Here is a 23,051-nt window from a genome sequence, read left to right as displayed (position 1 = left end):
CACGCCACGTTCACGCTTGCGCGATGACCTCCATCGACATCACCCACGCCGTGCCGCCCTGGGATGGCAACGTGGCCAAGGCGCGGCAGTTGCAAAGCGAACTGGCCGCACGGGTGCATCTGGAAGACGACTATCCGCCACTGCGCCACGTGGCGGGCGTGGATGTGGGCTTCGAGGAGGGCGGTGCGGTCACGCGTGCTGCCGCCGTGCTGCTGGATTCGCAGACGCTGGCACCCATCGCCGAAGTCGTTGCGCGACAACCGACGCGCATGCCCTACATCCCCGGGTTGCTCTCCTTCCGCGAGTTGCCCGCGTTGTTGCAGGCCTTGTCGGAGCTGCCGCAAACACCGGACCTGGTCTTCGTCGACGGACAAGGCGTGGCCCATCCGCGAGGACTCGGCATTGCCGCTCACCTGGGCGTGGTCACCGGTTTGCCGACCATCGGCGTGGCGAAATCGATCCTGGTGGGCACGCACGAGGAAGTGGGCCCGCATCGGGGCGATCGTCAGCCGCTGGAATACAAGGGCGAGGTGATCGGTTGTGTCTTGCGCAGCAAGGATGGCATTCGCCCGCTGATCGTCTCGCCGGGACACCGTGTGAGCATGGCCACGGCACCGGAACTGGTGCTGGCGTTCGGTCGCAAGTACCGCTTGCCCGAACCGACGCGGCTGGCTGATCGATTGGCGTCGCGGCGTGGAACGCTGCGACGCTGATGCTCAGGTCGCGCGGACCAGCCGATAGCCGAAAGCCGCTGCCAGGCGTGCCACGGCCGCCATGGCCTGGGGCTGCGCAGGCGTCGACTCGCTCGGTGAACCCAGTCGCCAGCGTGAGCGCTCGTGCGCCACGGCACGCGAACTGGCCAGCCCGTGCTGTTCCAGTTCGCGCAGGAAGCGATACACCGTGCCGAGGCTGGTGCGAGCTTCGATAACCTGCGCCCGGCGCAGCAAGGCTACGGCGTCGAGTTCATCGCTCGACTCGTTCAACACCTGCCAGATCGCCACGCGCGGCGGCGTGGCGCGCATGCCCACCTGCGCCAGCAGCTGGTGGATATCGGCTGGCGCGGGGGACATGGCCTCACGCATCCTTGCGCCCCTTGGCGATCTCTTCGGCGGCTTTGCGGATGATGTCGCCGATGCGCTTCACCTCCTCCGCATTCCACGGACCGCCGTGCATGAACAGCGCGCGCTTGAGGCTGTGCATGGCTTCGCGCAAGGCCATCGGTGCGGCGGCGCGGGCGAACATCTTGGCCGTCTGTTGCATGCGCGACATCACCGCGTCCACCGCTTCCTTGTTCTCGGCCAGGAAGGCCTTGCCTTCGGCGGTGATGGTGTAGAGCTTCTTGCCATCGTCGCTCTGCACGCTGGCGTGGCCGATTTCTTCCAGCAGCGTGAGGGTGGGGTAGACCGCGCCGGGGCTGGGTGCGTAGGCGCCGTCGAACATCTCCTCGATGGTGCGGATCAGTTCGTAGCCATGGCGCGGCTGCTCGGCGATCAGGGCAAGCAGGATGAGCTTGAGGTCGCCGTGGCCGAACACGCGGCCGCCGCGGAAACGCCCGCCCATGCCACCCCAACCGCCTTCACCCTCGTCGTCGCCGAAGCCGCGGCCAAGGCCCCGTCCTCGGCCACGCCCGATGGCCTCGCGAATCCATGCCTCGCGGCCTTCGAGACCGTCGCGGCAGTGGCCGTGGCGGCCGTGATGCTGATGGTGGTGATCAAAGAAATGACGAAATCCCATGACTAACTCCGATATATCGTAAGTAACAGTCTTAAGATATATCGTAAGTTTTCAGGAATGCAAGTATCCCCTGTGCTGCCGGGGCTTTATCCGCGGGAATGCGCCCATGCGCTCTCCCGGGGCGGAAGGCTTTCGGGTGTCACGTGACTTGAAACTTCTCCCCCACGCCTTCACCCAGTAGCTATCGCGCGCGCCTTGAGCGCTGCCGCCCCCGCCAAGGACGAACTCCCCATGCTGTTGCGCTGGTTCGAATCGCTGATCGACGCGTTCAAGGAACCCGTCGACGGCATGCCGCCGTCGTCGGTATGGCGTTTCTACGTGTTCTATCTGCGCCAGGTGTGGCCGGTGTTCGCCGCCGCGCTGGTGGTGGGCTTTGGCGTGGCCCTGGTCGAGGTATCGCTGTTCGGCTTCATCGGCAGCATCGTGGACATGGCCAAGGGTGCGCCCGTGGCGGACTTCTTCCGCCTGCATGGCAACGAGTTGCTGTGGATGGGATTCGTGGCGCTTATCGCGCGTCCGATCCTGATCGGCCTGCACGACCTGCTGGTGAACCAGGCCATCGTGCCCAACCTCACCAACCGCATCCGCTGGCAGAACCATCGCTACGTGATTCGCCAGAGTCTGGGCTTTTTTCAGAACGATTATGCAGGCCGCATCGCCAACCGCATCATGCAGACCTCTGGCGCCCTGCGCGAATCGGCGGTGCAGATCGTGGATGCGATCTGGTACGTGGCCATCTACACCGGCAGCGCCATCTTCATGTTCGCCAAGGCCGATGTGTGGCTCGCCGTGCCGCTGATCGTCTGGCTGGTGCTTTACATCGCTACGCTTCGCTACTTCGTGCCGCGCACGAAGGAGCGTTCGTGGAAGCAGTCCGAGGCACGTTCGCGCCTGATGGGCCGCATCGTCGACGGCTATAGCAACATCCTCACGCTCAAGCTGTTCGCGCATACGCAGCGCGAGGAAGCCTACGTCGCCGATGCGATGGGCGAGCAGATCAAGCGCATGCGCGCCATGACCCGCCTGACCACGGCGATGGACGCCACCATCACCACGTTGAACGGTTTCCTCATCGTGGGCACCTCGGCGCTGGCGTTGTGGCTGTGGAGCCAGGGCAAGGTCACGGTGGGCGCGATCGCGCTGAGCACGGGCCTGGTCATCCGCATCAACAACATGTCCGGCTGGATCATGTGGGTGATCAACGGCATCTTCGAGAACGTGGGCACCGTGCAGGACGGCATCGAGACCATTTCCAGGCCGCGCGCCGTGCAGGACCGCGACGGCGCCATGCCGCTGGAAGTGACCGAAGGCGGCGTGCACTTCGAGGACATCCACTTCCACTACGGCAAGAAGGGCGGCGTGATCTCCGGCCTCGATCTCAACGTGCGCGGGGGCGAGAAGATCGGCGTGGTGGGGCCTTCCGGCGCGGGCAAGTCCACGCTGGTGAACGTGCTGCTGAGGCTGTACGACCTGGAGGACGGCCGCATCCTCATCGATGGCCAGGACATTGCCCAGGTGGCGCAGGAAAGCCTGCGCGCGCAGATCGGCGTGGTGACGCAGGACACCTCGCTGCTGCATCGCTCCATCCGCGACAACCTGCTGTACGGCCGCCCGGACGCCAGCGAGGCGCAGGTGATCGAGGCGGTGCGCAAGGCGCGCGCGGAAGAGTTCATTCCGCAACTGGTCGATGGCGAAGGCCGCGTGGGCTACGACGCGCACGTCGGCGAGCGTGGCGTGAAACTCAGCGGCGGCCAGCGCCAGCGCATCGCCATCGCGCGCGTACTGCTGAAGGATGCGCCGATCCTGATCCTCGACGAAGCCACCTCGGCGCTCGATTCGGATGCGGAAGCGGCCATCCAGGACAGCCTGGAAGTGCTGATGCGCGGCAAGACGGTGATCGCCATCGCCCATCGCCTCTCCACCATCGCGCGCATGGATCGCCTGGTGGTGATGGACAAGGGCGAGATCGTGGAAACCGGCACGCATGCGGAGCTCATTGCGCGAGGCGGTCTCTACGCAAGGCTGTGGCAGCGTCAGACCGGCGGTTTTGTGGCGGCGGAAGATCCCGCGGAAGACAGCGCGCTTGCCTGATCGCCGGCGGGCACCGGTCGGCTGTCGCACCGACCGTTGCTACACGTGATCGGCGCGTAGCACGCGTGTCGATCGCTTGAGCTTTATTTGTTCCGCATTTCACGGCGGTCACGGCAGCATGTTTCTCCGCCCTCACCGGAGTCGCGACATGCCCACAGAACGAGCCCTGGCACGCGCGCAAAAGGACAAGCGCCAAGGCAAGTCGGCCAGCACCCAGGCCGGCGAATTCGTGCGCGAGGAAATCGAGCGCATCCGCGAGGGCGTGCACGGCGCGCGTTCGCCGGAGCAGGCCATTGCCATTGGACTCTCGCAGGCGCGTCGTGCCGGCATCGACGTGCCGGAACAGAAGGGCGCCAGGGCTACGCGGAAGAAACCGGTGGCGAAGAAGCGCCCGGCGACGAAGGCAACTTCGGCCAAGCGCAGCCGCGCCGCGTTGAATGCGCTCAAGCGTGAAAGTACCGGGTCCGCTTCGAAGGAAGCGCTATCACGACACGCGCGCAAGGCGGCCGCGGAACACACGCCGGCCGAACGTTCGGCGGCTGCGCGCAAGGCGGCGCGAACCAAGGGGCCAGCCGCACGCAAGGCGGCGGCGAAGAAGGCAGCCAATACGCGAGCCAGTGGCCGTGCAGCCGGTGCGGTACGTGCGGCGCGCACGCGTGCCATGCGCGCGCGAGCTCGTTGACGGTCTTAGCGGTCGAACACCAGCAACGTCGACGTCGCGCTGCCGTACAAACGGCCTTCGCCATCGATCAGGCTCGCTTCGGCAAACGCCACGCGCCGCCCGATGCTACGCACGCGCCCTTCGGCGCGAACGCGTCCGGTGTCACGCGTCATGGCCTTGTGGAAGGCGACCTTCAGTTCGAGCGAGGTGTATGCCTGTTCCGCGCTGAGTCGCGAATGCACCGCGCAGCCGCAGGCCGAGTCGAGCAGGGTGGCGAAATAACCGCCATGCACGATGCCCATGGGGTTGTACGCGTGCGCACCCGGCATACCTTCGAACGCGGCGAAACCTTCGGCCACCTCGACCAGGTCGAAATCCAGCGAGTCGCCAATGCCCGGACGCTGGCCCGAGGCGATGAACGCGCGCAGCTGCTCCAGCCCGCTCAAGCCCCGGCCGATCTCGGTGATCATGCTCACGAAGCGGACTCCAGGCCCAGGCGCTTTTTCAACAGCTGGCGCGAATCGGCGAGGATGGCGTCGGAGCGCTTCGGGTCGGTTTCCGCGCGCGCCAGCGACAAGGCACCCACCAATTCCGACATGGTGGAGCGCGCCAGCGCCTGCGGTTCGGCATAGCCCAGCGCCGTGAGCTTTTCCGTCATGGATTCGACCAGGTGACGTGCGCCTGCGGCAAACAGCGTGCGGGTCTGCTCGGGAAGACGCGGCAGATCGGACGACAGCGCCGCCATGGGGCAGCCAGCACCGCGTGCATCGCGATGCTTCTTCGACAGGTAGAAGTCGATGTAGTTGGACAGCCCTTCGGCCGGCGAGTGGCCATCCATCTCGTGATGCACGCGCGCGCGCGACTCGTCGAACATCTGCTCGACGGCGGCGGCGACGAGGTCGTCCTTCGACTTGAAGTGCGCATAGAAGCCGCCGTGGGTGAGGCCGGCTTCGGCCATCACGCCGGCCACGCCGATGCGGTCAGGACCCTCCGTACGGATGGCCTTGGCGGCCACTTCCAGCACCTTGGTACGCGTTTTCTGTTTGTGTTCGGCGTCGTAACGCATGGCCGCTCCACGTAATTTGTATGACACGAATCATACTATTGACAGCTCGCGACGCAAGTGGCAGTGCGGCACGCGATGGGAGCGGTTCATCGCGTGCCGCAGCTGGCGTCGTCTCACGAATGCCGCGAAGACGGCCCCGATGGCGTACGAGCAGGCGCGACGTCCTTCGACGGGAAGGTCATGCTCGGCAACACGTCGTCACGGCGAATCAGCCCGTGATAAAGCGCGGCGCCCATATGGCCCAGCACCGTGAAGAACAGCAGGTAGGCGAGATAGCGATGCGCCTCGCGCAGCCACGCGAACACCTCGCCGTTGAACGGCAACAGCGGCGGCAGATGCAGCGAACCGCCCAGCGAGATCGGATAGCCGCCCGCCGAGAGCATCGCCCATCCCACCAGTGGCAAGGCCAGCATCAGCGTGTAGAGCAACCAGTGCGACGCATGCGCCACGAACTTCATGATCGCCGGCATGTCGGCCGGCAATGGCGGCGGGGTAAAACGCAGGCGCACGCCAAGACGGATCAATGCCAGTACAAAGATCGCCGCGCCCAGCGGCTTGTGGATGGCCAGCAACCATTGGTGCTTGTCGGACACGGTGGACACCATGCCCACACCCACGAACAGCATGGTGAGAATCAGCACCGCCATCAGCCAGTGCAACAGGCGCGCGATGGGATGGAAGGCGCCAGGATAGGAAGCGTTGCGGGCGTTCATTGCGGATGCTCCGAAGAGGGGGTCGGGGCGCCGGGGAAATGCGCTTCCTCACGCGTGCGGCGCAGATAGGAGACCGCATAGGCGGAAGAACGCGCCGGCAACAGCGGGTCGTCGGAGATCTCGATGCCCGAGGGGAGCACGGTCGGGTCGTAGTTGATGTCGCGACACGGTCCGCTGTCCTGCGCTTGTTCGCTTTCGATCACCAGCGTGCCGGCATCGATGGACGGACGATCGGCGGGCCACGCCTTGGTCGCATCGTTGGTCGGGTCGCCCGGTTCGGCCAGCGTCACGCGCAGATGCCAGCGCAGTGGTCCTTGCGCGATGCGCTTCTGCAGATCCTGCGCGAGATAGTCGGGATCGCCGGCCTGCGGTCCGGTGCCTGCGTCATCGTTCGCTTCCGGCGTCACTTCCCAACGCACGGCATGGCGCTTGCCATCGGCGTCGACGAAGTAGAACGCGTTGAGCGCTTCGTACGTTTCGGTGACGTAGCTGGCCGACGGTTTGGCCGTCTTCACCCAGGCGAGGAAGGCGCCGGTTTCCGGATGTGCAGCGAAGAACGCGCCCGCGCGCTTGGGATCGGGCTTGCCCGTGGCCGGGTCAGGCTGCGTGGCCACCATTTGATCGTAGAAGGCCTGCGGCGTGGCCACCGGGAACACCGGCATGCTGTTCATGCCGGTGCGCCATTGCTCTCCATTGGGCAGCGTAAAACGCAGGGCAAAGCTGCGGATCGGCACGCTGCTGTCCGGTGCATACGGATTGCCGCCGGGCAGGGCGAAGCGACCCACCACGGGTGTGCGGCCCGGTGCAAACACGCTGGCCTTGGAATAGGTGGCAGCCGAGCCATTGCTCTCGAAATAGCCGGCCACGCATACACCCTTGGCATGGTTGCGCCGGAAGCCGGGATGCACGCCGCCGGCCTGCAACTGGTTCACGATCTGGCGCGAGGAAAGCCGTTGCGGCGTCAGCCAGCCGCCGACATAGGCGAAGGCCACCGCAAGCACCCCCACGGCAAGGGCGATGACGGCCCACCTCCAGGGTTGGCGTGACGGCTGGAGCGAAGGGTCGGTCATGCGGCACTCCCGGTGAGCGGTTGGATGTCCTGATGACTTCGTCACGCGTCGGCGAAGGGTTACCTCGGGTCGCGCCGGCATGTCTGTGCCGGTGGAGAGCATAGGCCGGAAACCGGTGAAGGCTGTCGTAGTACCTTAACTCTGGCACTGCACGTTAGTGATTGATTTGGAAAAAAATTCTTTGGACGACCGGCCTGAGTTAAGTATCTTAGTGTCATTGCCAAGGGCAAATATCGGGCCAGTGACGAGGCTACCGACCAATTTCACGCACGCTGGTCGGCCCGCATTGATCTGCTGGCATCGCCCAGTGGGAGGATGTCCGGCGGCAGTACGAGCGCTTCTCACAACATCGATGTCGGCCGTGTGTACAGCTGCACTCGTCGCGATCGAGTACGCCATCGGCTAGGCGCCACGCGATCGTACGGGCCGGAGCCGAGTTCGAGGCAGCACGTTCAAACGTGAACATTGAACATGATGAATTTGGCGTGTGGTACCGGGTTGCCTATCGCATGAGGCATAGCATGGAGGGGGGGCTATGGGGAGCGTACAAGCCAGCGGATTGACGAAGCGTTCGAGCGTTATGAGCGCGGCTTGTGTGACTACTACTGATATTGCGATAGACGGAGAATTGATACGCGAACGTGCACCATAGCGCGCCATCGGTTTGCCATAGGCCTCGCGGGACACGTTGGGAGGAAGCCCTTTCATTTCGTGCGCAACGGCACAGGTGCGAGGGCATCAGTGACTGCTTCTGGCATGACTGCGGACTCTGGTCACCCCGGACCCTGCTTGGCCCGGACCTTTCTCTTTGGCTCGTGCTCGGGGCGACGCGTTGCCCATGCCGCCCATGGCCGAGTGATGAGGCGTTTGCCTTCCGAGGGCACTTGGGTTGCGTTTCAATTCGGAGGCTTATGGGACTTTGGCATGACGGCCATTGAGCAGAACGCGTAGCGGGCATACGCTATGGGCAGCGTCGAGTTTGCTCCTGTCGCCACCAGCACTGCCAATCATGCAAGAGGAGTTCGTATGGCTCTTCAGTCACCCGGGCAGAACAAGCTTCGGCCCCTCGTCGTAATCGGACTCATTGTCCTCGTGGCGGCTGGGCTCTTCGGTTACACCGGCTGGTGGGCACCGCGCCACGTGACTTCCAAGAAGCTGGTGGAAGTATTTGCGCCACCCGGCGGCCCAGCCCTTGGTCATCGACGCAACCACGCAAAGGGCATCTGCTTTACAGGGACCTTCGAGGCCAATGGCAACGGTCAGGCGCTGTCCAGTGCGCCGATGTTCCAGCGCGGTGAGTACCCCATTATTGGGCGATTCAATCTGGGGTCTCCCGAATTGAGCGCTACCGACGCGAGCGTTCGTGTGAGAGGCATGGGCTTGCAGATCGCGGCATCGAATGGCCAGCTGTGGCGCACAGCGATGATCAATGCGCCCGTGTTTGCCGCCGCAAACCCCGACGCGTTCTATGACCTGCTGGTGGCGTCTAAGAGCAAGGAGGCGGATGCCATGAAGAACTACATTGCAGCGCATCCAGAGTTCGGGGCATTCCTGGCCTGGGCGAAGAGCGCGCCGTGGACAGGAAGCTATGCGGAGGAGACCTACAACAGTCTCAACAGCTTTGAATTCACGGCGAGCAACGGCACCAAGCACATCGTGCGTTGGTCGCTTCTGCCGCAGTCTCCCGTCACCAACCTCTCCACAGCCGATCTGGCGCAGCGCCCTGCGGACTTTCTGGAGCAGGAAATCACCGAGCGCATCAACCGAGGTCCAGCCCGATGGACCATGCAGGTCACGGTGGCGACTCAGGAGGATCCAGTCAACGATCCCACCAAGGCCTGGCCCAAGGACCGGCAGACCATCGACGTGGGCACGCTGGTCGTGCAGCAGATTGAGCCCGAACAGAACGGCCCTTGCCGGGACTTGAACTACGATCCCACGGTCCTTCCCACTGGCATGGCGGTCTCCAGTGATCCTTTCCCGGCGGCCCGCTCCGCCGTGTACCGGCGTTCATACGATCTGCGCGCTTCGGAAGAAAAGTACTATCCGGAAGGGAAGTCGGGGGTGCAGCCATGAACAGCCTGAGTCCGATGTTTCGTCCCGTCCAGAGGGTACTTCACTGGGTCATGGCTGCCTGCATCATCGCGATGTTCTTCATCGGCGTGGGGATGGTTGCCACCATTGCGCCGGGTTATCTGGGCCTGATTGCTACGCACCAGTCGCTGGGAATCATCATCCTGCTACTGGTGATCGTGCGCCTCATGGTGCGATGGCGCTATGGAGCGCCGGCGTTACCGGTGGACCTGCCCGTACCCATGAAGCTGGCGGCTTCGCTATCTCACTATCTGCTGTACGGATTGATGATCGCCATGCCGCTGCTTGGCTGGGCCATGTTGTCTGCGGCTGGATACCCGGCCGTCATTTTTGGGAATCTGCATCTACCGTCCATCGCCCCGCGCAGCTTGGCCCTGCATACCGCGCTGTGGAATGCACACCACTACCTGGCCTTCGCGTTCTTCGCGCTGGTTCTGCTGCATTTGGCTGCTGCGCTCTTTCACGCACTCGTTCGCCGCGATGGCGTCTTTCAGGCCATGGCACCGTGGTTTGGAAGACGAAAGTGAGGCGAGAGGGCCGGAGTGCAACCTACACGTCGACTCGTTCGTCATCGTGCAAGAGCTACCCGGGCAGCGGCAGGGGTTTTGAAGGAGGCGCGAGCCACATTAGTCGTCTTCGCTCTAGTTGGGCAGTGCGGGGGAGGCATCACGCTGTCCATTTTTAGCCATTGAACGGTTAGTGGCAGCGTGATCCGTCAGGGGCTTGCTCGTGTCATCAACCGCCTATATCGAGATTACGAAGGTAGACCACGGGACTTTTCGCCAATGCCTATCTTTGATGCCATCCTCCTCGCACGGATCCAGTTTGCCTTTACCATCTCGGCGCACATCATTTTCCCGGCGACGAGCATCGGGCTGGCTGGGTTTCTTGCTGTGCTTGAGGCAATGTGGCTTAGAACAGGAGATGCGGTCTATAAGCAGATGTATTTCTTCTGGTCCAAGATCTTTGCCATTGCCTTCGGCATGGGTGTGGTCTCCGGGGTCGTCATGGCCTACGAGTTTGGTGCGAACTGGGCCGGATTCTCTCGCATTGCTGGCCCCATCACCGGCGTCCTACTGACCTACGAAGTGATGACTGCCTTTTTCCTTGAGGCGGGTTTCCTTGGGGTCATGTTGTTTGGCTGGGAGAAAGTGGGAGCCCGAGGGCATTTTTTTGCAACGTTGATGGTTGCCACCGGGACGCTGGTGTCCACCTTCTGGATTCTTGCATCCAACAGCTTCATGCAGACGCCGCAAGGCTTTGCTATGGAGAACGGTCAGCTCGTACCGATAGATTGGTGGAAGGTGATCTTCAATCCATCCTTCCCCTATCGGCTGGCACATATGACCATCGCGGCATACATCGTGGCCGCGTTCCTGGTCGTTGCATGCAGCGCCTATCATTTGCTGGCCGGGCGTCGCGATCTCGCGGTCAAGCGTAGTTTTTCGATGGCGCTATGGATCTTGCTGATGCTGGTGCCCATTCAGATGATCGTGGGCGACGCCCACGGGCTGAATACCCGTCAATATCAGCCTGCAAAGATTGCGGCCATCGAAGGGCTGTGGGAAACCGAGCGCGGCGGTACATCGCTCAATCTAGTTGGGTTTCCTGATATGCAGGAAGAGCAAACCAAACACGCCGTCAAGGTGCCGCATCTTGGTAGCTTGATCCTGACCCACTCGTGGGACGGCGAGATCAGAGGACTGAAAAGCTTTCCGCCTCAAGACCGTCCTTACTCTCCGATCCTGTTCTGGACGTTCCGCATCATGGTCGGCCTTGGCTTGCTGATGCTTTTGCTCTCCCTGGCCGCTTTGGCGTTGCGACGAGGAGGACGTATCTACGAGACACGCTGGTTCCAGCGTTGGGCGCTCTACATGGGGCCGACAGGACTTCTGGCGCTCCTGGCTGGCTGGGTCACGACCGAAGTAGGGCGCCAACCCTGGACCATCTACGGTGTCTTACGCACGGCCGACTCGGCGTCACCGCTCGATGCGCAGCAGGTGGGGACCTCGCTCTTGACCTTCGTAGTCGTTTATTTCCTCGTCTTTGGTCTAGGCATTTACTACATCCTCAAGTTGATGAAGAAAGGCCCTGGTAGCGAGACGCAATCATCTGTTCAAACGGCCGCGCACCCCGCGCTCGTCAACAACCCTCTATATCGTCCCGAAGATCCCATCGACAGGTAGAGCCATGAATCTAGACCTCGCCACTGTTTGGGCTGCGATCATCGGGCTGGGGCTATTTCTTTACGTCGTGCTTGATGGCTTTGATCTCGGTATCGGTTTGTTGTTTCCGTTCCTAGAGAAAAGCGCCGACCGGGAAGTAATGCTCAACACCGTTGCGCCGGTATGGGATGGCAACGAGACGTTTCTGGTATTTGGTGGAGCGGCGCTTTACGCCGTTTTTCCCGTCGCCTACGCCACACTGCTGCCAGCCAATTACCTTCCTGTCGTCTTGATGTTGGCAGGCTTGATCTTTCGAGGCGCGGCATTTGAATTGCGGGCTAAGGCCACACGCACGCGACATATGTGGGATCTGGCGTTTATCGCGGGCTCCGTACAGGCCGCCTTCTGCCAGGGCGTTATTCTGGGTTCGCTACTGCAGGGCATCAAAATTGTAGACGGTCGATTTGCAGGAGGCAGCTTTGACTGGCTTTCACCCTTCAGCGTGTTTTGCGGACTTGGGCTTCTCGTGACCTATGCGACGTTGGGTTGCGGCTGGCTGATCATCAAGACCGACGGTAAGCTCCAGGAGAATATGTACGCGCTCATGAGGCCGATCAGCGCGGTCCTTCTGTCCACCATTTTCATTGCGAGCGCCTGGACGGTTCTAGGTAACCCGGCGGTGGCCGAGCGGTGGTTCGGCGGTCATCGCCTCGTCTACTTTGCCCCGGTACCGGTCCTTGTCGTTGCCAGCATTTGGGGAATATGGCGCGCGGTCAATCGCCGGAACGAGCGGCTACCTTTTCCCCTGGCGCTCTTCGTTCTGTTTATGGGCTACACCGGGCTCATCATTAGCATCTGGCCTTACATCATCCCGCCGTCGCTGACGATCTGGGAGGCGGCGGCCAATCATTCGAGCCAGCTCTTTATGCTCGTAGGCGCGGCGATCATCCTTCCCATCATCCTTTGCTACAGCTTCATGCAGTACCGCGTGTTTCGCGGCAAAGTCCGCGAATCGGACGCAGGGTATCACTGATGCGGAGCTCAGTACCCGCAGGCTCCAGGCCGCGCTGGTGGCATAAACTCAGTTGGTTCGTCTTTCTGTGGCTTAGCGCCGTTCTGGTGACATCGTTGATCGCTGGCATCTTCAAGCTGCTCATATGGGAGGCGACAAGGCATTAGTGCCGTCCATCCCCAAACTCAGTGCAATGCCTGCACTCAACGAGACGTCACGCAGTCGTTCAGAGCCTGTGATCGGTCCCATGCTGAAAACGTGAAGGGGGCTAGCTGCTCGTCGGCTCCTCTGTGGCCTCGTTCCGGCCAAGGCGCGGCTGGACCGACTCTGGGCCCGGGACCAACAATCCTCCGGCGGACCGGCGACCATTGGGTGGGACACGGCCCGCTCCATTAGTCGATTGAATTCATGATCCTGCGAAAGTGTCGCAAAAAGCGGTTGACTTCACCGCATGCGATAACGCTCATAAGCCTGTGCATAGTCATTCTGGAATTGCTTCTTGGCCGCTGGGCGACAGTGCCACCCGTGGTAAACATCGCTGCCTACAAGTGTATTCATCCAATTTCGCCTTTCCATGCAAAACACCGAGGCTTCGCCCCCATCCAAGTGGTCAAGGGGAGTGCCGATTAGCCCGTGTTATCAGGGGTAGCGTCGCATTCGGACTGCCCAGTGCCATCGTTAAGAGTCAGTGCCAAGGTAATGGGCTTGAGTGCCAAGGTTAAGGACTCTCGACAGAAGGCGATGCCATGAAAAAAGGGCTTGACTCTAGACCTGGATCAAAGGTCTAGACTTGATCCATGAACACATCCAGCGCTTCCATGACCATCGGGGCCGTCGCGCGTCGCGTCGGCGTGGCTATCGACACCATCCGCTACTACGAGCGCGAAGGGCTGCTGCCTGAGCCGTTGCGCCGCGCCTCCGGATATCGAAGTTACGACGAAGGCGCGGTGCGCCAGCTTCGTTTCATTCGTCGCGCGAAGGATCTTGGCTTCACGCTCGAGGAAATCCGCGATCTGCTGGCGCTCTCCGCCGATCGCCAGCGCGGCGTGAAGGCGGTGAAGAAGCGTGCGGAGGAGCGGCTCGCCGCCATCGACGAACGCATTGCCGAACTTACCCGTGTGCGCGATGGACTGGAGCAGCTCATCGACGCATGCCCGGGACACGGCTCGCCCGACCAATGTCCCATCCTGAAAGCGTTGACCGATCAGGAGGACGAGGCATGAGCGCGGAGAAACAAGCCTGCTGCAGTGACAGGCCTGAGCCTGCTCCGTCGACGACGCCGTCGTGTTGCGGCGGACATCCGGAAGCACCAGCGCATCATCACCATGATCACGGCGCTCATCATGACCACGCAGCGCATGCGGTGAAGGATCCCGTGTGCGGCATGTCGGTGGATCCTGCCCATGCCAGGCATCAGGCGGAACATCACGGCGAGACGTTCTACTTCTGCGCCCAGCGCTGCAAGGAGAAGTTTCTTGCCGAGCCCGCGCGCTATCTTCAGCCCTCGGCGGAACCCGCGCCCGTGATCGACGGCGCCGTCTATACCTGTCCCATGCATCCGGAAGTGCAGCAGATCGGTCCCGGCCATTGCCCCAAGTGCGGCATGGCGCTGGAGCCGATGATGCCAAGCCTCGACGATGATGATCATGAATTGCGCGCCATGTCGCGTCGCTTCTGGACGCTGGCCGCCTTGACGCTGCCGGTATTCCTGCTGGCGATGGGGCCGCATTTGTTCGGGTGGCATGTGCCCTCGCCATGGGATGGCATCGCGGCGTGGAGCGAGGCCTTGCTGTCGACCGTTGTCGTGCTGTGGGGCGGTGCGCCGTTCTTTGCGCGTGGCTGGCATTCGCTCAAGCCATGGTCGCCGAACATGTACACGTTGATCGCGCTCGGCACGGGCGTGGCATGGCTTTACAGCGTCGTGGCATTCGTCGCGCCGTCGCTGTTTCCCGCCGGCTTCCACGACATGCATGGCCGCGTGGGCGTGTATTTCGAATCGGCGGCGGTGATCGTCACGCTGGTGACGCTGGGCGATTTCCTCGAACTGCGTGCGCGTCGCCGCACGGGCGCGGCGCTCAAGGCCTTGCTGGGGCTGGCGCCTAGGACAGCGCATCGCGTCGAGGCAGACGGCACCGAACACGACGTGCCGCTCGAGGCGGTGCATGCGGGCGATACGTTGCGTGTGCGTCCCGGCGAAAAAGTGCCGGTGGATGGTGTGGTGCTCGACGGCAGCAGCCACGTGGACGAAGCCATGCTCACTGGCGAACCCATTCCCGTGAGCAAGTTCAGCGGCGAGCGCGTGACGGGCGGCACGGTGAACCAGGATGGCGCATTGCTGATGCGCGCGGAACGGGTTGGCGCCGACACCATGCTCTCGCAGATCGTCGCGCTGGTGGCGCAGGCGCAACGCAGCAAGGCGCCGCTGCAACGCGTGGCCGATCGCGTGGCGGCGTGGTTCGTGCCCGCCGTGGTCGCCGTTGCGGTGCTCGCCTTTGCGTTGTGGGCATGGCTTGGGCCTGAGCCGCGGCTGGCCTATGCGCTGGTTGCGGCGGTGTCGGTGCTGATCATCGCCTGCCCGTGTGCGCTTGGCTTGGCCACGCCGATTTCCATCATGGTGGCGAGTGGCCGCGCCGCTCAGAATGGCGTGCTGTTTCGCGATGCGGCGGCCATCGAGTCACTGCGCGCCATCGACACGCTGGTCGTCGACAAGACCGGCACGCTGACGGAAGGAAAGCCCGTTTTGAAGGCGGTCGTAAGCCTTGGTGAGATGCCTCGCCCCGCATTGCTGGGAATGGCGGCGGCACTGGAGCGACTCAGCGAACATCCGCTGGCGCGGGCCATCGTCCACGGCGCGGAAGCGGAAGGCATCGCGGTGCCGCAGGCAGCGCAATTCCGCACCGTGACGGGCGCCGGCGTGGAAGGCGAGGTCGATGGGCACGCGGTCACGCTCGGCAATCACCGTCTCCTGTCCAACGCGTGCGTGCCGCTCGATGACGAAGTGATGGCGCGTGCGGACGCAATGCGCGGCGAGGGCGCCACGGTGATGTTCCTCACGGTCGATGGCGCACTGGAGGGCTTGATCGCCGTGGCGGACCGCATCAAGCCCAGCACACCGCAAGCGCTTTCCGATCTGCGTGCGCAAGGCTTGCGCATTGTCATGCTCACGGGTGACAACCTCGCTGCGGCGGGAGCTGTCGCCAGCGCGTTGGACATCGACGAGGTGCACGCGGATGTATCGCCTGCCGAGAAGGCAGAGGTGATCCAGCGCCTGCAGGCACAGGGCCATCGCGTGGCCATGGCGGGCGACGGCATCAACGACGCCCCCGCGCTGGCCGTCGCGAACGTCGGCATCGCCATGGGTGGTGGCACGGACATCGCCATGGAGAGCGCGCAAGTGACACTGGTGAAGGGCGAATTGAGCGCCATCGTGCGTGCGCTGACGCTGTCGCGCGCCACGGTGCGCAATATCCGCCAGAACCTGTTCTTCGCCTTCGTCTACAACGCCGTGGGCGTGCCGCTGGCGGCGGGCCTGCTGTATCCGTGGCTGGGCGTGATGCTGTCGCCCATGGTGGCGGCGCTGGCGATGAGCCTGTCGTCGGTGTCGGTGGTGGGCAACGCGCTCCGGCTGCGCGGCGCGTGATGCTTGTCACCTGCGATGCCTGACGTCGCTCCCTGCCTCTGAAACCAGGCGGGACGGATGATGTCTCCCGCACCGATGGGGTGCGGGGAGGACTTCATCATGAACATCATCAACGACACGCGCAGCACGCTCGAAAAACACATGCCCCTGCTGGTTGGCCTGCTCGCGGCGTGGCTGGCCGGCCGGGCACTCAAGAAAATGTTCTGGACCGCGTTCGGCATGTACTGGGCGCTGCGCGCCACCGGCGTGCACTTCTGAGAAGGCGCTGGGACAAAGGCCGGGGCGTGATCAAGCGGGTGGCACATGCTTTAAGCTGTGCGCCCCTTGTCCCCGCAGGATGCCGCCATGTCCCCCAGCATCGCCCTGATCGCACGCTATTACGACGCGTTCAATCGCGGGGACTGGGAGGCCATGCTCGATTGCCTGACGGACGACGTGGTGCACGACATCAACCAGGGGCACCGCGAAAAGGGCCGCGACACGTTTCGCCGCTTCCTGGAACGCATGAACCGCTGCTACCGCGAGCAACTGCGCGACATCGTGCCGATGGCGAGCGCCGATGGCAGCCATGCCGCTGCCGAGTACGTGGTGCACGGCGAATATCTCGCCGACGATGACGGGCTGCCGCCTGCCCATGGCCAGCGCTACGTGCTGCCGGGCGGCGCGTTCTTCGATATCCGCGACGGCCGCATTGCGCGCATCAGCAACTACTACAACCTGCAGGACTGGATCGCGCAGGTGTCAGGCGGCTAAGCGATGAGCGTGCGCATCCTCACCAGCGTCGGCGAGGCGGTAAGGCCGCATCTGGAAGCATTGGCGCGTTTGCGCATCGCGGTGTTTCGCGACTATCCGTATCTGTACGACGGCGACATGGCGTACGAGCAGCGTTATCTCGAAGCGTACGCACGCTCGCGTCGCAGTGTGTTCGTGCTGGCGCTGGACGGCGATGAGGTGGTTGGCTGTTCCACCGGCATCCCGCTGGCCGACGAAACGCCTGCCATCCAGCAGCCTTTCATCGAGCGTGGCATGGTGCTTGGTGACGTTTTCTATTTCGGCGAGTCGGTGTTGCTGCCTGCGTATCGCGGGCAGGGCATCGGCCATCGCTTCTTCGATGCGCGTGAACGTCACGCGCGCGCTCTCGACGGTTATCGCTGGACAGCGTTCTGCGCGGTGGAGCGCGCCGGCAACGACTCGCGCCAGCCTACCGGCTATCGTCCCAACGACGCGTTCTGGAACAAGCGCGGCTACCAGCGGCAGGACGACATGTTCTGCGAGCTGGACTGGACCGAACTCGACGCCTTTGCGCCTTCTGCCCATCGCCTGCGCTTCTGGCTTCGCCCACTGGATGCATGAACACTGTGCCCATGACCCGCACTCTCGACGAATGGCTGTCCTACCAGGAACGCGTGAATGTGCGCAGCATCGAGCTGGGCCTGGATCGCGTGCGTGCCGTGTGGGAACGCATGGCCGCGCCCGCACCGGCGCGGCGTGTGATCACCGTGGGTGGCACCAATGGCAAGGGTTCCACCGTTGCCATGCTGGAAGCCATGCTGAGCGCAGCAGGCCAACGCGTGGGCTGCTACACCTCGCCGCATCTGCTGCGCTACAACGAGCGGATTCGCATCGATGGCCATGACGCGGACGACGATGCCCTAGTGGCCAGCTTCGAGCGCATCGAGGCGGCGCGCGGCGAGATCCCGCTGACCTATTTCGAGTTCGGCACGCTCGCTGCGCTGGATCTGTTCGCGCGTGCCGGGCTGGATATCGCCGTGCTCGAGGTGGGCCTGGGCGGCCGGCTGGATGCGGTGAACATCATCGATGCCGATATCGCTGTGATCACCACCATCGATCTGGACCATATGGACTGGCTGGGGCCGGACCGCGACACCATTGGCGTGGAAAAGGCCGGCATCGCGCGGGCAGGGCGCCTGGCGGTGGTCGGCGAACGGGAACCGCCTTCGGGACTTTTGCTGGCGCTGGAACGCATCGGCGCGGTGATCGAGCGGGCCGGCGCGGATTTCTCGGTGGCACGCGAATCCTCGGGCTGGCAGTGGCGCCATCGCGACGGCACCGTGTTGACGCTGCCGGATCCGGCACTGACCGCACCCGTTCAGTACGCCAACGCCGCGGCCTCCATCGCCGCCCTTCACGGACTGCAACGTGTGGACGCCGTGTTGGCGACGAAGGATCTCGCCGCGGCGGCAGCGACCGGCGTGCGCACGGCACGCGTGGCGGCGCGATTGCAGGTGCTGGGTGGCGATCCTTCGCTCGTGGTCGACGTGGGCCACAACCCACAGGCGGCGCGTGCGCTGGCCGAGTGGCTGGACGCGCGCCCCGAGGTTCGCGTGCACGCGGTGTACGGCGCGCTGTCCGACAAGGATGTGGCCGGGGTGATCCAGGCGCTGGGCACGCGCATCGCGCATTGGCACCTGGCCGGGCTGGAGCGCGACACGCCGCGCGGGCTCTCGGCCGCCGCACTCGCCGAGCAGCTCACCTCCGTGTTGCCCGGGGCCGTTTGCGACGCACATCCCGACGTCGGCAGTGCGTTGAAAGCGGCGCGATCTTCAGCCAGGCCCGGCGAATGCGTGCTCGCTTTTGGCTCGTTTTTCGTCGCCGCGGCGGTGCTTGCTGAATCAGCGGGTGCGGATTCGGCCTGAGTGGCAGCTGGGCCAGCTATAATCGCCCCCGTTCTCGCACCCCCGCCCGTTTGGAGCCCGTCTTGAAAACACGTCTGCTGGGAGCTGCCGTTCTCATCGCGCTGGCTGTGCTGTTCGTGCCGATGTTCATCTCCAGCAATCCGCCGACCACGAGTGGCGACGAAACGGTGAGCCTGGCGATCCCGCCGGCACCGGATCGCGACTTGCAGACCAAGACCATGAGCCTGACGCCCGGTGCGGCGCCGGCCACCTCTGCCGCGCCCGCACCCAAGCCGGCCGTGCCCACGCCGGCAGCGACCGCCGCGCCGGTGGGTTCGACCGATCAGCTGGCGACCGTGAACATCGGCTCCAACCGTCCCAAGGATGTGGAAACCGACCCGACCGCCGGCCAGAAGCCCGAGCCGACCACGGTGACGCGCCCCGGCTCCAATGCCGCCCAGCCGGTGATCCCGGTGCAGGGCAAGGCAGCCGCTGGCGCGACGGCCACGACCTCCGCGACCAAGCCGACCAACACGCCGGCCGTTCCGGCGCAGCAGGAACCGGCCACGCCGCCGGCAACCGCCGCGCACGGTTCGTATTCGCTCAATCTCAGCGCCTATGCGTCCAGCGCCAGCGCGCAGAGCCTGATCCAGCGCGTGCGCGGCCTGGGTTATCCCGCCGCGGGTCGCACCATCAACCAGGGCGGCAAGTCGCTGACCCTGGTGACGGCCGGCCCGTTCGAGTCGCGCGCGGCCGCCGAAGCGGCACGCCTAAAGATTACCCAGACCATCCCGGGCGCGCCTGCGCGTCTGGAAGGTAGCGCTTCCACGCCATCGCAGGACGATGCGCCTGCCGCCAAGCCGGCAGCGAATACGGCGGCCGCGCCCACGACGTCCCGCGCCGGCGGCTGGGCCGTGCAGGTGGCCGCCATGGGCAGCCAGAACGACGCCAATGCGCTGCGCGACAAGCTGCGCGCGAACGGCTTCGACGGCTATGTGGATACGGTCAATGCCAACGGCAAGCAGCTGTGGCGCGTGCGCGCGGGCCCGCAAACGCAGCGCGCCGACGCCGTGCGCATCCGCGACCAGATCAAGACCAAGCTTGGCGTGGACGGCAACGTCGTCACCGCCCCGTGATTTTCAACCTGAACGTGAACCCGCGACGGTGAGGTGACCCGGTGAATTGGGCCGACTACATCATTCTTGCCGTACTGGGCGTCTCGGTCTTGATCGGCCTGTGGCGTGGCCTCATTTCAGAGGTGCTGGCCCTGGGCATCTGGATCGCCGCGTTCTGGGTGGCCTGGACGTTCGGGCCGAGCGTGGCGGGTTATTTCGAACACAGCATCCAGCTGCCGTCGGCGCGGATACTGGTGGGTTACGGCCTTTGCTTCATCGCCGTGCTGGTCCTGGGTGCGCTGCTGCGCTTCCTGGTGAGCAAGCTGGTGGAAGGTACCGGGTTGTCCGGTACCGACCGCCTGCTGGGCATGGTGTTCGGTTTCGTGCGCGGCGTGCTGTTGGTGACGCTTGCCGTGTTCCTGCTCGGGTTCACCGCGTTCACGCGCGACCCGTGGTGGCACGATTCAGCGTTATTGCCGCAGTTCAAGGGAATGGCTGCGTGGCTGGGTGAGCGCGTGCCGGACAATGTCCGCCACTACCTCAATCCGCAGCCTCTGCTGGACCATTTACCCGCCTTGCCGGCGGGCATGCCAGGCGCTTCGCCAGCGACTGCGCATGAAACCCATCCCGCGATCGCCACCACGGTCGCCCCGGCAACGAATTACTAATTACAGGCTTTCAACCATGTGCGGAATCATCGGCATCGTCGGCACCAGTGAGGTCGCCGCGTCACTCTATGACGGTCTGACCGTGTTGCAGCACCGTGGCCAGGACGCCGCCGGCATCGCCACGGTGGACGGCGCGCGCCTGCGCCTGCACAAGGGCAACGGCCTGGTGCGCGACGTGTTCAACCAGACCTCGATGAGCGGGCTGCGCGGGCGCATCGGCATCGGCCATTGCCGTTATCCCACGGCCGGTTCGGAAGGCTCCGCCGAGGCGCAGCCGTTCTACGTGAACTCGCCCTACGGCATCGCCTTCGCGCACAACGGCAATCTGGTGAACACCGAACAGCTCCGCCGCGAGATGTTCGAAGACGACCGTCGCCACATCAACACCGATTCGGATTCCGAAGTGCTGCTCAACGTGCTGGCGCACGAGCTGCAGATCCAGGACCGCATGGCGCTCACGCCCGATCACATCTTCAAGGCCGTGGCCGGCGTGCATCAGCGCGCGGCCGGCGGCTATGCGTGCATCGCGCTGGTGCTGGGCTACGGCCTGCTGGCGTTCCGCGATCCCAACGGCATCCGCCCGCTGGTGCTGGGCGAGCGTGTGACGCCGGAAGGCCGGGAATACGCCGTAGCGTCCGAGTCGGTGGCACTGGATATCCTCGGCTTCAAGCGTCTGCGAGACCTGGACCCGGGTGAAGCCGTCATCATCACCGACGACGGTCAGCTGTTTGCACGCCACTGCGCCGAAGGCGCGGTGCATGCGCCGTGCATTTTCGAATACGTGTACCTCGCCCGCCCAGACTCGATGATCGAGAACGTGTCGGTGTACAAGGCGCGCCTGCGCATGGGCCAGAAGCTGGCCGAGAAGATCCTGCGCGAGCGTCCGGACCATGGCATCGATGCGGTGATTCCGATTCCCGACACCGCGCGCACGGCGGCTTCCGCGCTGGCCGAAGCGCTGGGCGTGCCGTTCCGCGAGGGCTTCGTCAAGAATCGCTACATCGGCCGCACCTTCATCATGCCGGGGCAGGGCGAGCGCGTGAAATCCGTGCGCCGCAAGCTCAATCCGGTGGAGCTGGAATTCCGCAAGAAGAACGTGCTGCTGGTGGACGACTCCATCGTGCGCGGCACCACCTCGCGCCAGATCATCCAGATGGCGCGCGAAGCCGGTGCGCGCAACGTGTACTTCGCCTCCGCCGCGCCGCCGGTGCGCTACCCGAACGTGTACGGCATCGACATGCCGGCCGCGTCCGAGCTGGTCGCCTCCGGCCACTCCGAGAAGGAAGTGGAGAAGGTGCTCGGCGCCGACTGGCTGATCTACCAGGACCTCAAGGACCTGGTATGGGCGGTGCAGGACGGCAATGAAGCGCTCAAGCACTTCGACACCTCGTGCTTCTCCGGCGAATACGTCACGGGCCTCGACAAGCAATACCTGCAGCAGATCGAAATGCTGCGCTCGGACGACGCCAAGGCGGCGCGCCGCAGCGCGTAACGGTCGACTTGCACGCGGGAGCGCATCGCTTGCGCTCCCGCCATCCCTTGGGACTTTCCGCGATCATCGCGCCATGACCGCCGATCTCCACGCCGCCGCCAAGCGTTGCCTCGACGCCACGGATCCTGCCGAAAAACTGCGCCTCACGCATGAGGCGTGGGCGGCATTCCAGGCTGGTCAACTGCGTCCCGAGAGCGCGTCACCTGCGCCCGAACCCATCGGTGCGCCTGGCCGTCCCGAGCGTCCGAACCTGGTGCCGCAGCGACAAGTACCGCATCGCGGCCTGGGTTCCGCCGAAGGCCGCGCCGCACTCGTGCATGCCGTGGCGCATATCGAGTTCAACGCCATCAATCTCGCCTGGGATGCGGTCTACCGTTTTCGCGACAAACCGATCGACTACTACCGCGACTGGGCCAGCTGCGCGAACGACGAAGCTCGCCACTTCGCCATGCTCTCGGAACGACTCGCCGAGCTGGGCCACGCCTACGGCGATTTCGACGCGCACAACGGCCTGTGGGAAATGGCCGAGAAAACCGCCCACCACGACACCGCGCGCATGGCGCTGGTGCCGCGCGTATTGGAAGCGCGCGGCCTGGACGTGACGCCAGGCATGATCGAGCGCCTGCTGTCGGTAGGCGATGATCGCACCGTGGCCATCCTCGAAGTGATCCTGCGCGAGGAAGTGGCGCACGTCGCCGCGGGAACCCGCTGGTTCCGTCACTGCTGCGAGCGCGACGGCGTCAATCCCCGCGACACCTTCCTCGACCTGCTGCGCGACTACATGGGCCGCAACCTGCGTGGGCCTTTCAACCGGCCAGCGCGTTTGGAAGCAGGTTTCGATGAGGAAGAGCTGGATCGTCTGACCGACCTCGCAATGCAAGTCTGACTGAGCCG

General features: G+C 64.1%; 23 protein-coding genes. 17 read left to right on the top strand and 6 right to left on the bottom strand.

Translation table 11 applies throughout. The features are described from left to right. Window positions 1–23: 23 nt before the first annotated feature. The gene (nfi, locus tag ABIC75_RS03620) at window positions 24–713 is read left to right on the top strand and encodes a deoxyribonuclease V (protein WP_354012483.1); all 690 of its coding nucleotides are present in this window, start codon (window positions 24–26) and stop codon (window positions 711–713) included. Window positions 714–716: 3 nt separating this feature from the next. Here nfi and ABIC75_RS03615 read toward each other — a convergent pair whose 3' ends face one another. Both ABIC75_RS03615 and ABIC75_RS03610 read right to left on the bottom strand, forming a co-directional pair. Next, entirely contained in the window at window positions 717–1,070 is a 354-nt protein-coding gene (locus tag ABIC75_RS03615; protein WP_354012482.1) for a Fur family transcriptional regulator, read from the bottom strand. Between the two features lie 4 nt (window positions 1,071–1,074). Further along, complete coding sequence (locus tag ABIC75_RS03610) at window positions 1,075–1,734, bottom strand: PadR family transcriptional regulator (RefSeq protein ID WP_354012481.1); 660 nt, start codon at window positions 1,732–1,734, stop codon at window positions 1,075–1,077. Between the two features lie 234 nt (window positions 1,735–1,968). On the opposite strand from ABIC75_RS03610, the gene ABIC75_RS03605 reads away from it, so the two are divergent. Together ABIC75_RS03605 and ABIC75_RS03600 are read left to right on the top strand one after the other, a co-directional pair. Beyond that, window positions 1,969–3,825 carry an ABC transporter ATP-binding protein gene (locus ABIC75_RS03605; protein ID WP_354013059.1) on the top strand — a complete coding sequence of 619 codons (1,857 nt, stop codon included), beginning with the start codon at window positions 1,969–1,971 and terminating at the stop codon, window positions 3,823–3,825. A gap of 148 nt (window positions 3,826–3,973) precedes the next feature. Then, the gene (locus ABIC75_RS03600) at window positions 3,974–4,507 is read left to right on the top strand and encodes a DUF6496 domain-containing protein (RefSeq protein WP_354012480.1); all 534 of its coding nucleotides are present in this window, start codon (window positions 3,974–3,976) and stop codon (window positions 4,505–4,507) included. A 5-nt stretch (window positions 4,508–4,512) separates the two neighbouring features. Here the strand turns inward: ABIC75_RS03600 and ABIC75_RS03595 are convergent, their stop codons facing one another. From ABIC75_RS03595 to ABIC75_RS03580, 4 genes are all read right to left on the bottom strand, one after another. Next, a complete protein-coding gene (locus ABIC75_RS03595) occupies window positions 4,513–4,956 on the bottom strand; it encodes a PaaI family thioesterase (RefSeq protein WP_354013058.1) in 444 nt (147 codons plus the stop codon). A gap of 2 nt (window positions 4,957–4,958) precedes the next feature. Beyond that, a complete protein-coding gene (locus ABIC75_RS03590) occupies window positions 4,959–5,552 on the bottom strand; it encodes a TetR/AcrR family transcriptional regulator (protein ID WP_354012479.1) in 594 nt (197 codons plus the stop codon). Window positions 5,553–5,665: 113 nt separating this feature from the next. Then, entirely contained in the window at window positions 5,666–6,265 is a 600-nt protein-coding gene (locus tag ABIC75_RS03585) for a cytochrome b (RefSeq protein WP_354012478.1), read from the bottom strand. Then, complete coding sequence (locus ABIC75_RS03580; RefSeq protein ID WP_354012477.1) at window positions 6,262–7,335, bottom strand: catalase family peroxidase; 1,074 nt, start codon at window positions 7,333–7,335, stop codon at window positions 6,262–6,264. Before ABIC75_RS03580 ends, ABIC75_RS03585 begins: the two co-directional genes overlap by 4 nt. A 1,026-nt stretch (window positions 7,336–8,361) precedes the next feature. Between ABIC75_RS03580 and ABIC75_RS03575 the strand changes: the two genes are divergently transcribed. From ABIC75_RS03575 to ABIC75_RS03510, 14 genes are all read left to right on the top strand, one after another. Then, window positions 8,362–9,411, top strand: a complete 1,050-nt coding sequence (locus tag ABIC75_RS03575) for a catalase family peroxidase (RefSeq protein WP_354012476.1) — start codon at window positions 8,362–8,364, stop codon at window positions 9,409–9,411. Further along, window positions 9,408–9,956: a cytochrome b gene (locus tag ABIC75_RS03570; protein WP_354012475.1), complete on the top strand. Its 549-nt coding sequence runs from the start codon at window positions 9,408–9,410 to the stop codon at window positions 9,954–9,956. The genes ABIC75_RS03575 and ABIC75_RS03570 overlap by 4 nt, the downstream gene beginning before the upstream one ends. Before the next feature lie 258 nt (window positions 9,957–10,214). After that, complete coding sequence (locus tag ABIC75_RS03565; RefSeq protein ID WP_354012474.1) at window positions 10,215–11,615, top strand: cytochrome ubiquinol oxidase subunit I; 1,401 nt, start codon at window positions 10,215–10,217, stop codon at window positions 11,613–11,615. A gap of 4 nt (window positions 11,616–11,619) precedes the next feature. Beyond that, entirely contained in the window at window positions 11,620–12,627 is a 1,008-nt protein-coding gene (gene cydB, locus ABIC75_RS03560) for a cytochrome d ubiquinol oxidase subunit II (RefSeq protein WP_354012473.1), read from the top strand. Between the two features lie 776 nt (window positions 12,628–13,403). Beyond that, window positions 13,404–13,829, top strand: a complete 426-nt coding sequence (locus tag ABIC75_RS03555; protein WP_354012472.1) for a MerR family DNA-binding protein — start codon at window positions 13,404–13,406, stop codon at window positions 13,827–13,829. After that, window positions 13,826–16,246 (top strand): heavy metal translocating P-type ATPase, encoded by a 2,421-nt coding sequence (locus ABIC75_RS03550; RefSeq protein ID WP_354012471.1) that lies wholly within the window; start codon window positions 13,826–13,828, stop codon window positions 16,244–16,246. The genes ABIC75_RS03555 and ABIC75_RS03550 overlap by 4 nt, the downstream gene beginning before the upstream one ends. Window positions 16,247–16,345: 99 nt before the next feature. Continuing rightward, window positions 16,346–16,504, top strand: a complete 159-nt coding sequence (locus tag ABIC75_RS03545) for a hypothetical protein (protein ID WP_354012470.1) — start codon at window positions 16,346–16,348, stop codon at window positions 16,502–16,504. Between the two features lie 87 nt (window positions 16,505–16,591). Beyond that, the gene (locus ABIC75_RS03540; RefSeq protein WP_354012469.1) at window positions 16,592–16,999 is read left to right on the top strand and encodes a ketosteroid isomerase-related protein; all 408 of its coding nucleotides are present in this window, start codon (window positions 16,592–16,594) and stop codon (window positions 16,997–16,999) included. Between the two features lie 3 nt (window positions 17,000–17,002). Then, window positions 17,003–17,599, top strand: coding sequence for a GNAT family N-acetyltransferase (locus ABIC75_RS03535; protein ID WP_354012468.1), 597 nt, complete (start codon window positions 17,003–17,005; stop codon window positions 17,597–17,599). A gap of 11 nt (window positions 17,600–17,610) precedes the next feature. Then, on the top strand, window positions 17,611–18,903 hold the full coding sequence (folC, locus tag ABIC75_RS03530; protein ID WP_354012467.1) for a bifunctional tetrahydrofolate synthase/dihydrofolate synthase: 1,293 nt from the start codon (window positions 17,611–17,613) through the stop codon (window positions 18,901–18,903). 62 nt (window positions 18,904–18,965) lie between these two features. Beyond that, entirely contained in the window at window positions 18,966–20,018 is a 1,053-nt protein-coding gene (locus ABIC75_RS03525) for an SPOR domain-containing protein (protein WP_354012466.1), read from the top strand. Window positions 20,019–20,059: 41 nt separating this feature from the next. Continuing rightward, entirely contained in the window at window positions 20,060–20,665 is a 606-nt protein-coding gene (locus ABIC75_RS03520) for a CvpA family protein (protein WP_354012465.1), read from the top strand. A gap of 16 nt (window positions 20,666–20,681) precedes the next feature. Next, the gene (purF, locus tag ABIC75_RS03515; protein WP_354012464.1) at window positions 20,682–22,157 is read left to right on the top strand and encodes an amidophosphoribosyltransferase; all 1,476 of its coding nucleotides are present in this window, start codon (window positions 20,682–20,684) and stop codon (window positions 22,155–22,157) included. A gap of 73 nt (window positions 22,158–22,230) precedes the next feature. Next, entirely contained in the window at window positions 22,231–23,043 is an 813-nt protein-coding gene (locus tag ABIC75_RS03510) for a ferritin-like domain-containing protein (RefSeq protein WP_354012463.1), read from the top strand. The last annotated feature ends 8 nt before the right edge of the window (window positions 23,044–23,051 follow it).

The organism is Dyella japonica (assembly GCF_040545895.1).
Taxonomy (GTDB): Bacteria; Pseudomonadota; Gammaproteobacteria; order Xanthomonadales; family Rhodanobacteraceae; genus Dyella; species Dyella japonica_D.
Note: the sequence above shows the minus strand (reverse complement) of the source record. Positions and strands in the feature narration are given on the sequence as shown.

Coding starts and splice junctions, on each gene's coding strand:
- nfi (WP_354012483.1), top strand. CDS start 24: ATGACCTCCATCGACATCACCCACGCCGTGCCGCCCTGGGATGGCAAC.
- ABIC75_RS03615 (WP_354012482.1), bottom strand. CDS start 1,070: ATGTCCCCCGCGCCAGCCGATATCCACCAGCTGCTGGCGCAGGTGGGC.
- ABIC75_RS03610 (WP_354012481.1), bottom strand. CDS start 1,734: ATGGGATTTCGTCATTTCTTTGATCACCACCATCAGCATCACGGCCGC.
- ABIC75_RS03600 (WP_354012480.1), top strand. CDS start 3,974: ATGCCCACAGAACGAGCCCTGGCACGCGCGCAAAAGGACAAGCGCCAA.
- ABIC75_RS03595 (WP_354013058.1), bottom strand. CDS start 4,956: ATGATCACCGAGATCGGCCGGGGCTTGAGCGGGCTGGAGCAGCTGCGC.
- ABIC75_RS03590 (WP_354012479.1), bottom strand. CDS start 5,552: ATGCGTTACGACGCCGAACACAAACAGAAAACGCGTACCAAGGTGCTG.
- ABIC75_RS03585 (WP_354012478.1), bottom strand. CDS start 6,265: ATGAACGCCCGCAACGCTTCCTATCCTGGCGCCTTCCATCCCATCGCG.
- ABIC75_RS03580 (WP_354012477.1), bottom strand. CDS start 7,335: ATGACCGACCCTTCGCTCCAGCCGTCACGCCAACCCTGGAGGTGGGCC.
- ABIC75_RS03575 (WP_354012476.1), top strand. CDS start 8,362: ATGGCTCTTCAGTCACCCGGGCAGAACAAGCTTCGGCCCCTCGTCGTA.
- ABIC75_RS03570 (WP_354012475.1), top strand. CDS start 9,408: ATGAACAGCCTGAGTCCGATGTTTCGTCCCGTCCAGAGGGTACTTCAC.
- ABIC75_RS03565 (WP_354012474.1), top strand. CDS start 10,215: ATGCCTATCTTTGATGCCATCCTCCTCGCACGGATCCAGTTTGCCTTT.
- cydB (WP_354012473.1), top strand. CDS start 11,620: ATGAATCTAGACCTCGCCACTGTTTGGGCTGCGATCATCGGGCTGGGG.
- ABIC75_RS03555 (WP_354012472.1), top strand. CDS start 13,404: ATGAACACATCCAGCGCTTCCATGACCATCGGGGCCGTCGCGCGTCGC.
- ABIC75_RS03550 (WP_354012471.1), top strand. CDS start 13,826: ATGAGCGCGGAGAAACAAGCCTGCTGCAGTGACAGGCCTGAGCCTGCT.
- ABIC75_RS03545 (WP_354012470.1), top strand. CDS start 16,346: ATGAACATCATCAACGACACGCGCAGCACGCTCGAAAAACACATGCCC.
- ABIC75_RS03540 (WP_354012469.1), top strand. CDS start 16,592: ATGTCCCCCAGCATCGCCCTGATCGCACGCTATTACGACGCGTTCAAT.
- ABIC75_RS03535 (WP_354012468.1), top strand. CDS start 17,003: ATGAGCGTGCGCATCCTCACCAGCGTCGGCGAGGCGGTAAGGCCGCAT.
- folC (WP_354012467.1), top strand. CDS start 17,611: ATGACCCGCACTCTCGACGAATGGCTGTCCTACCAGGAACGCGTGAAT.
- purF (WP_354012464.1), top strand. CDS start 20,682: ATGTGCGGAATCATCGGCATCGTCGGCACCAGTGAGGTCGCCGCGTCA.
- ABIC75_RS03510 (WP_354012463.1), top strand. CDS start 22,231: ATGACCGCCGATCTCCACGCCGCCGCCAAGCGTTGCCTCGACGCCACG.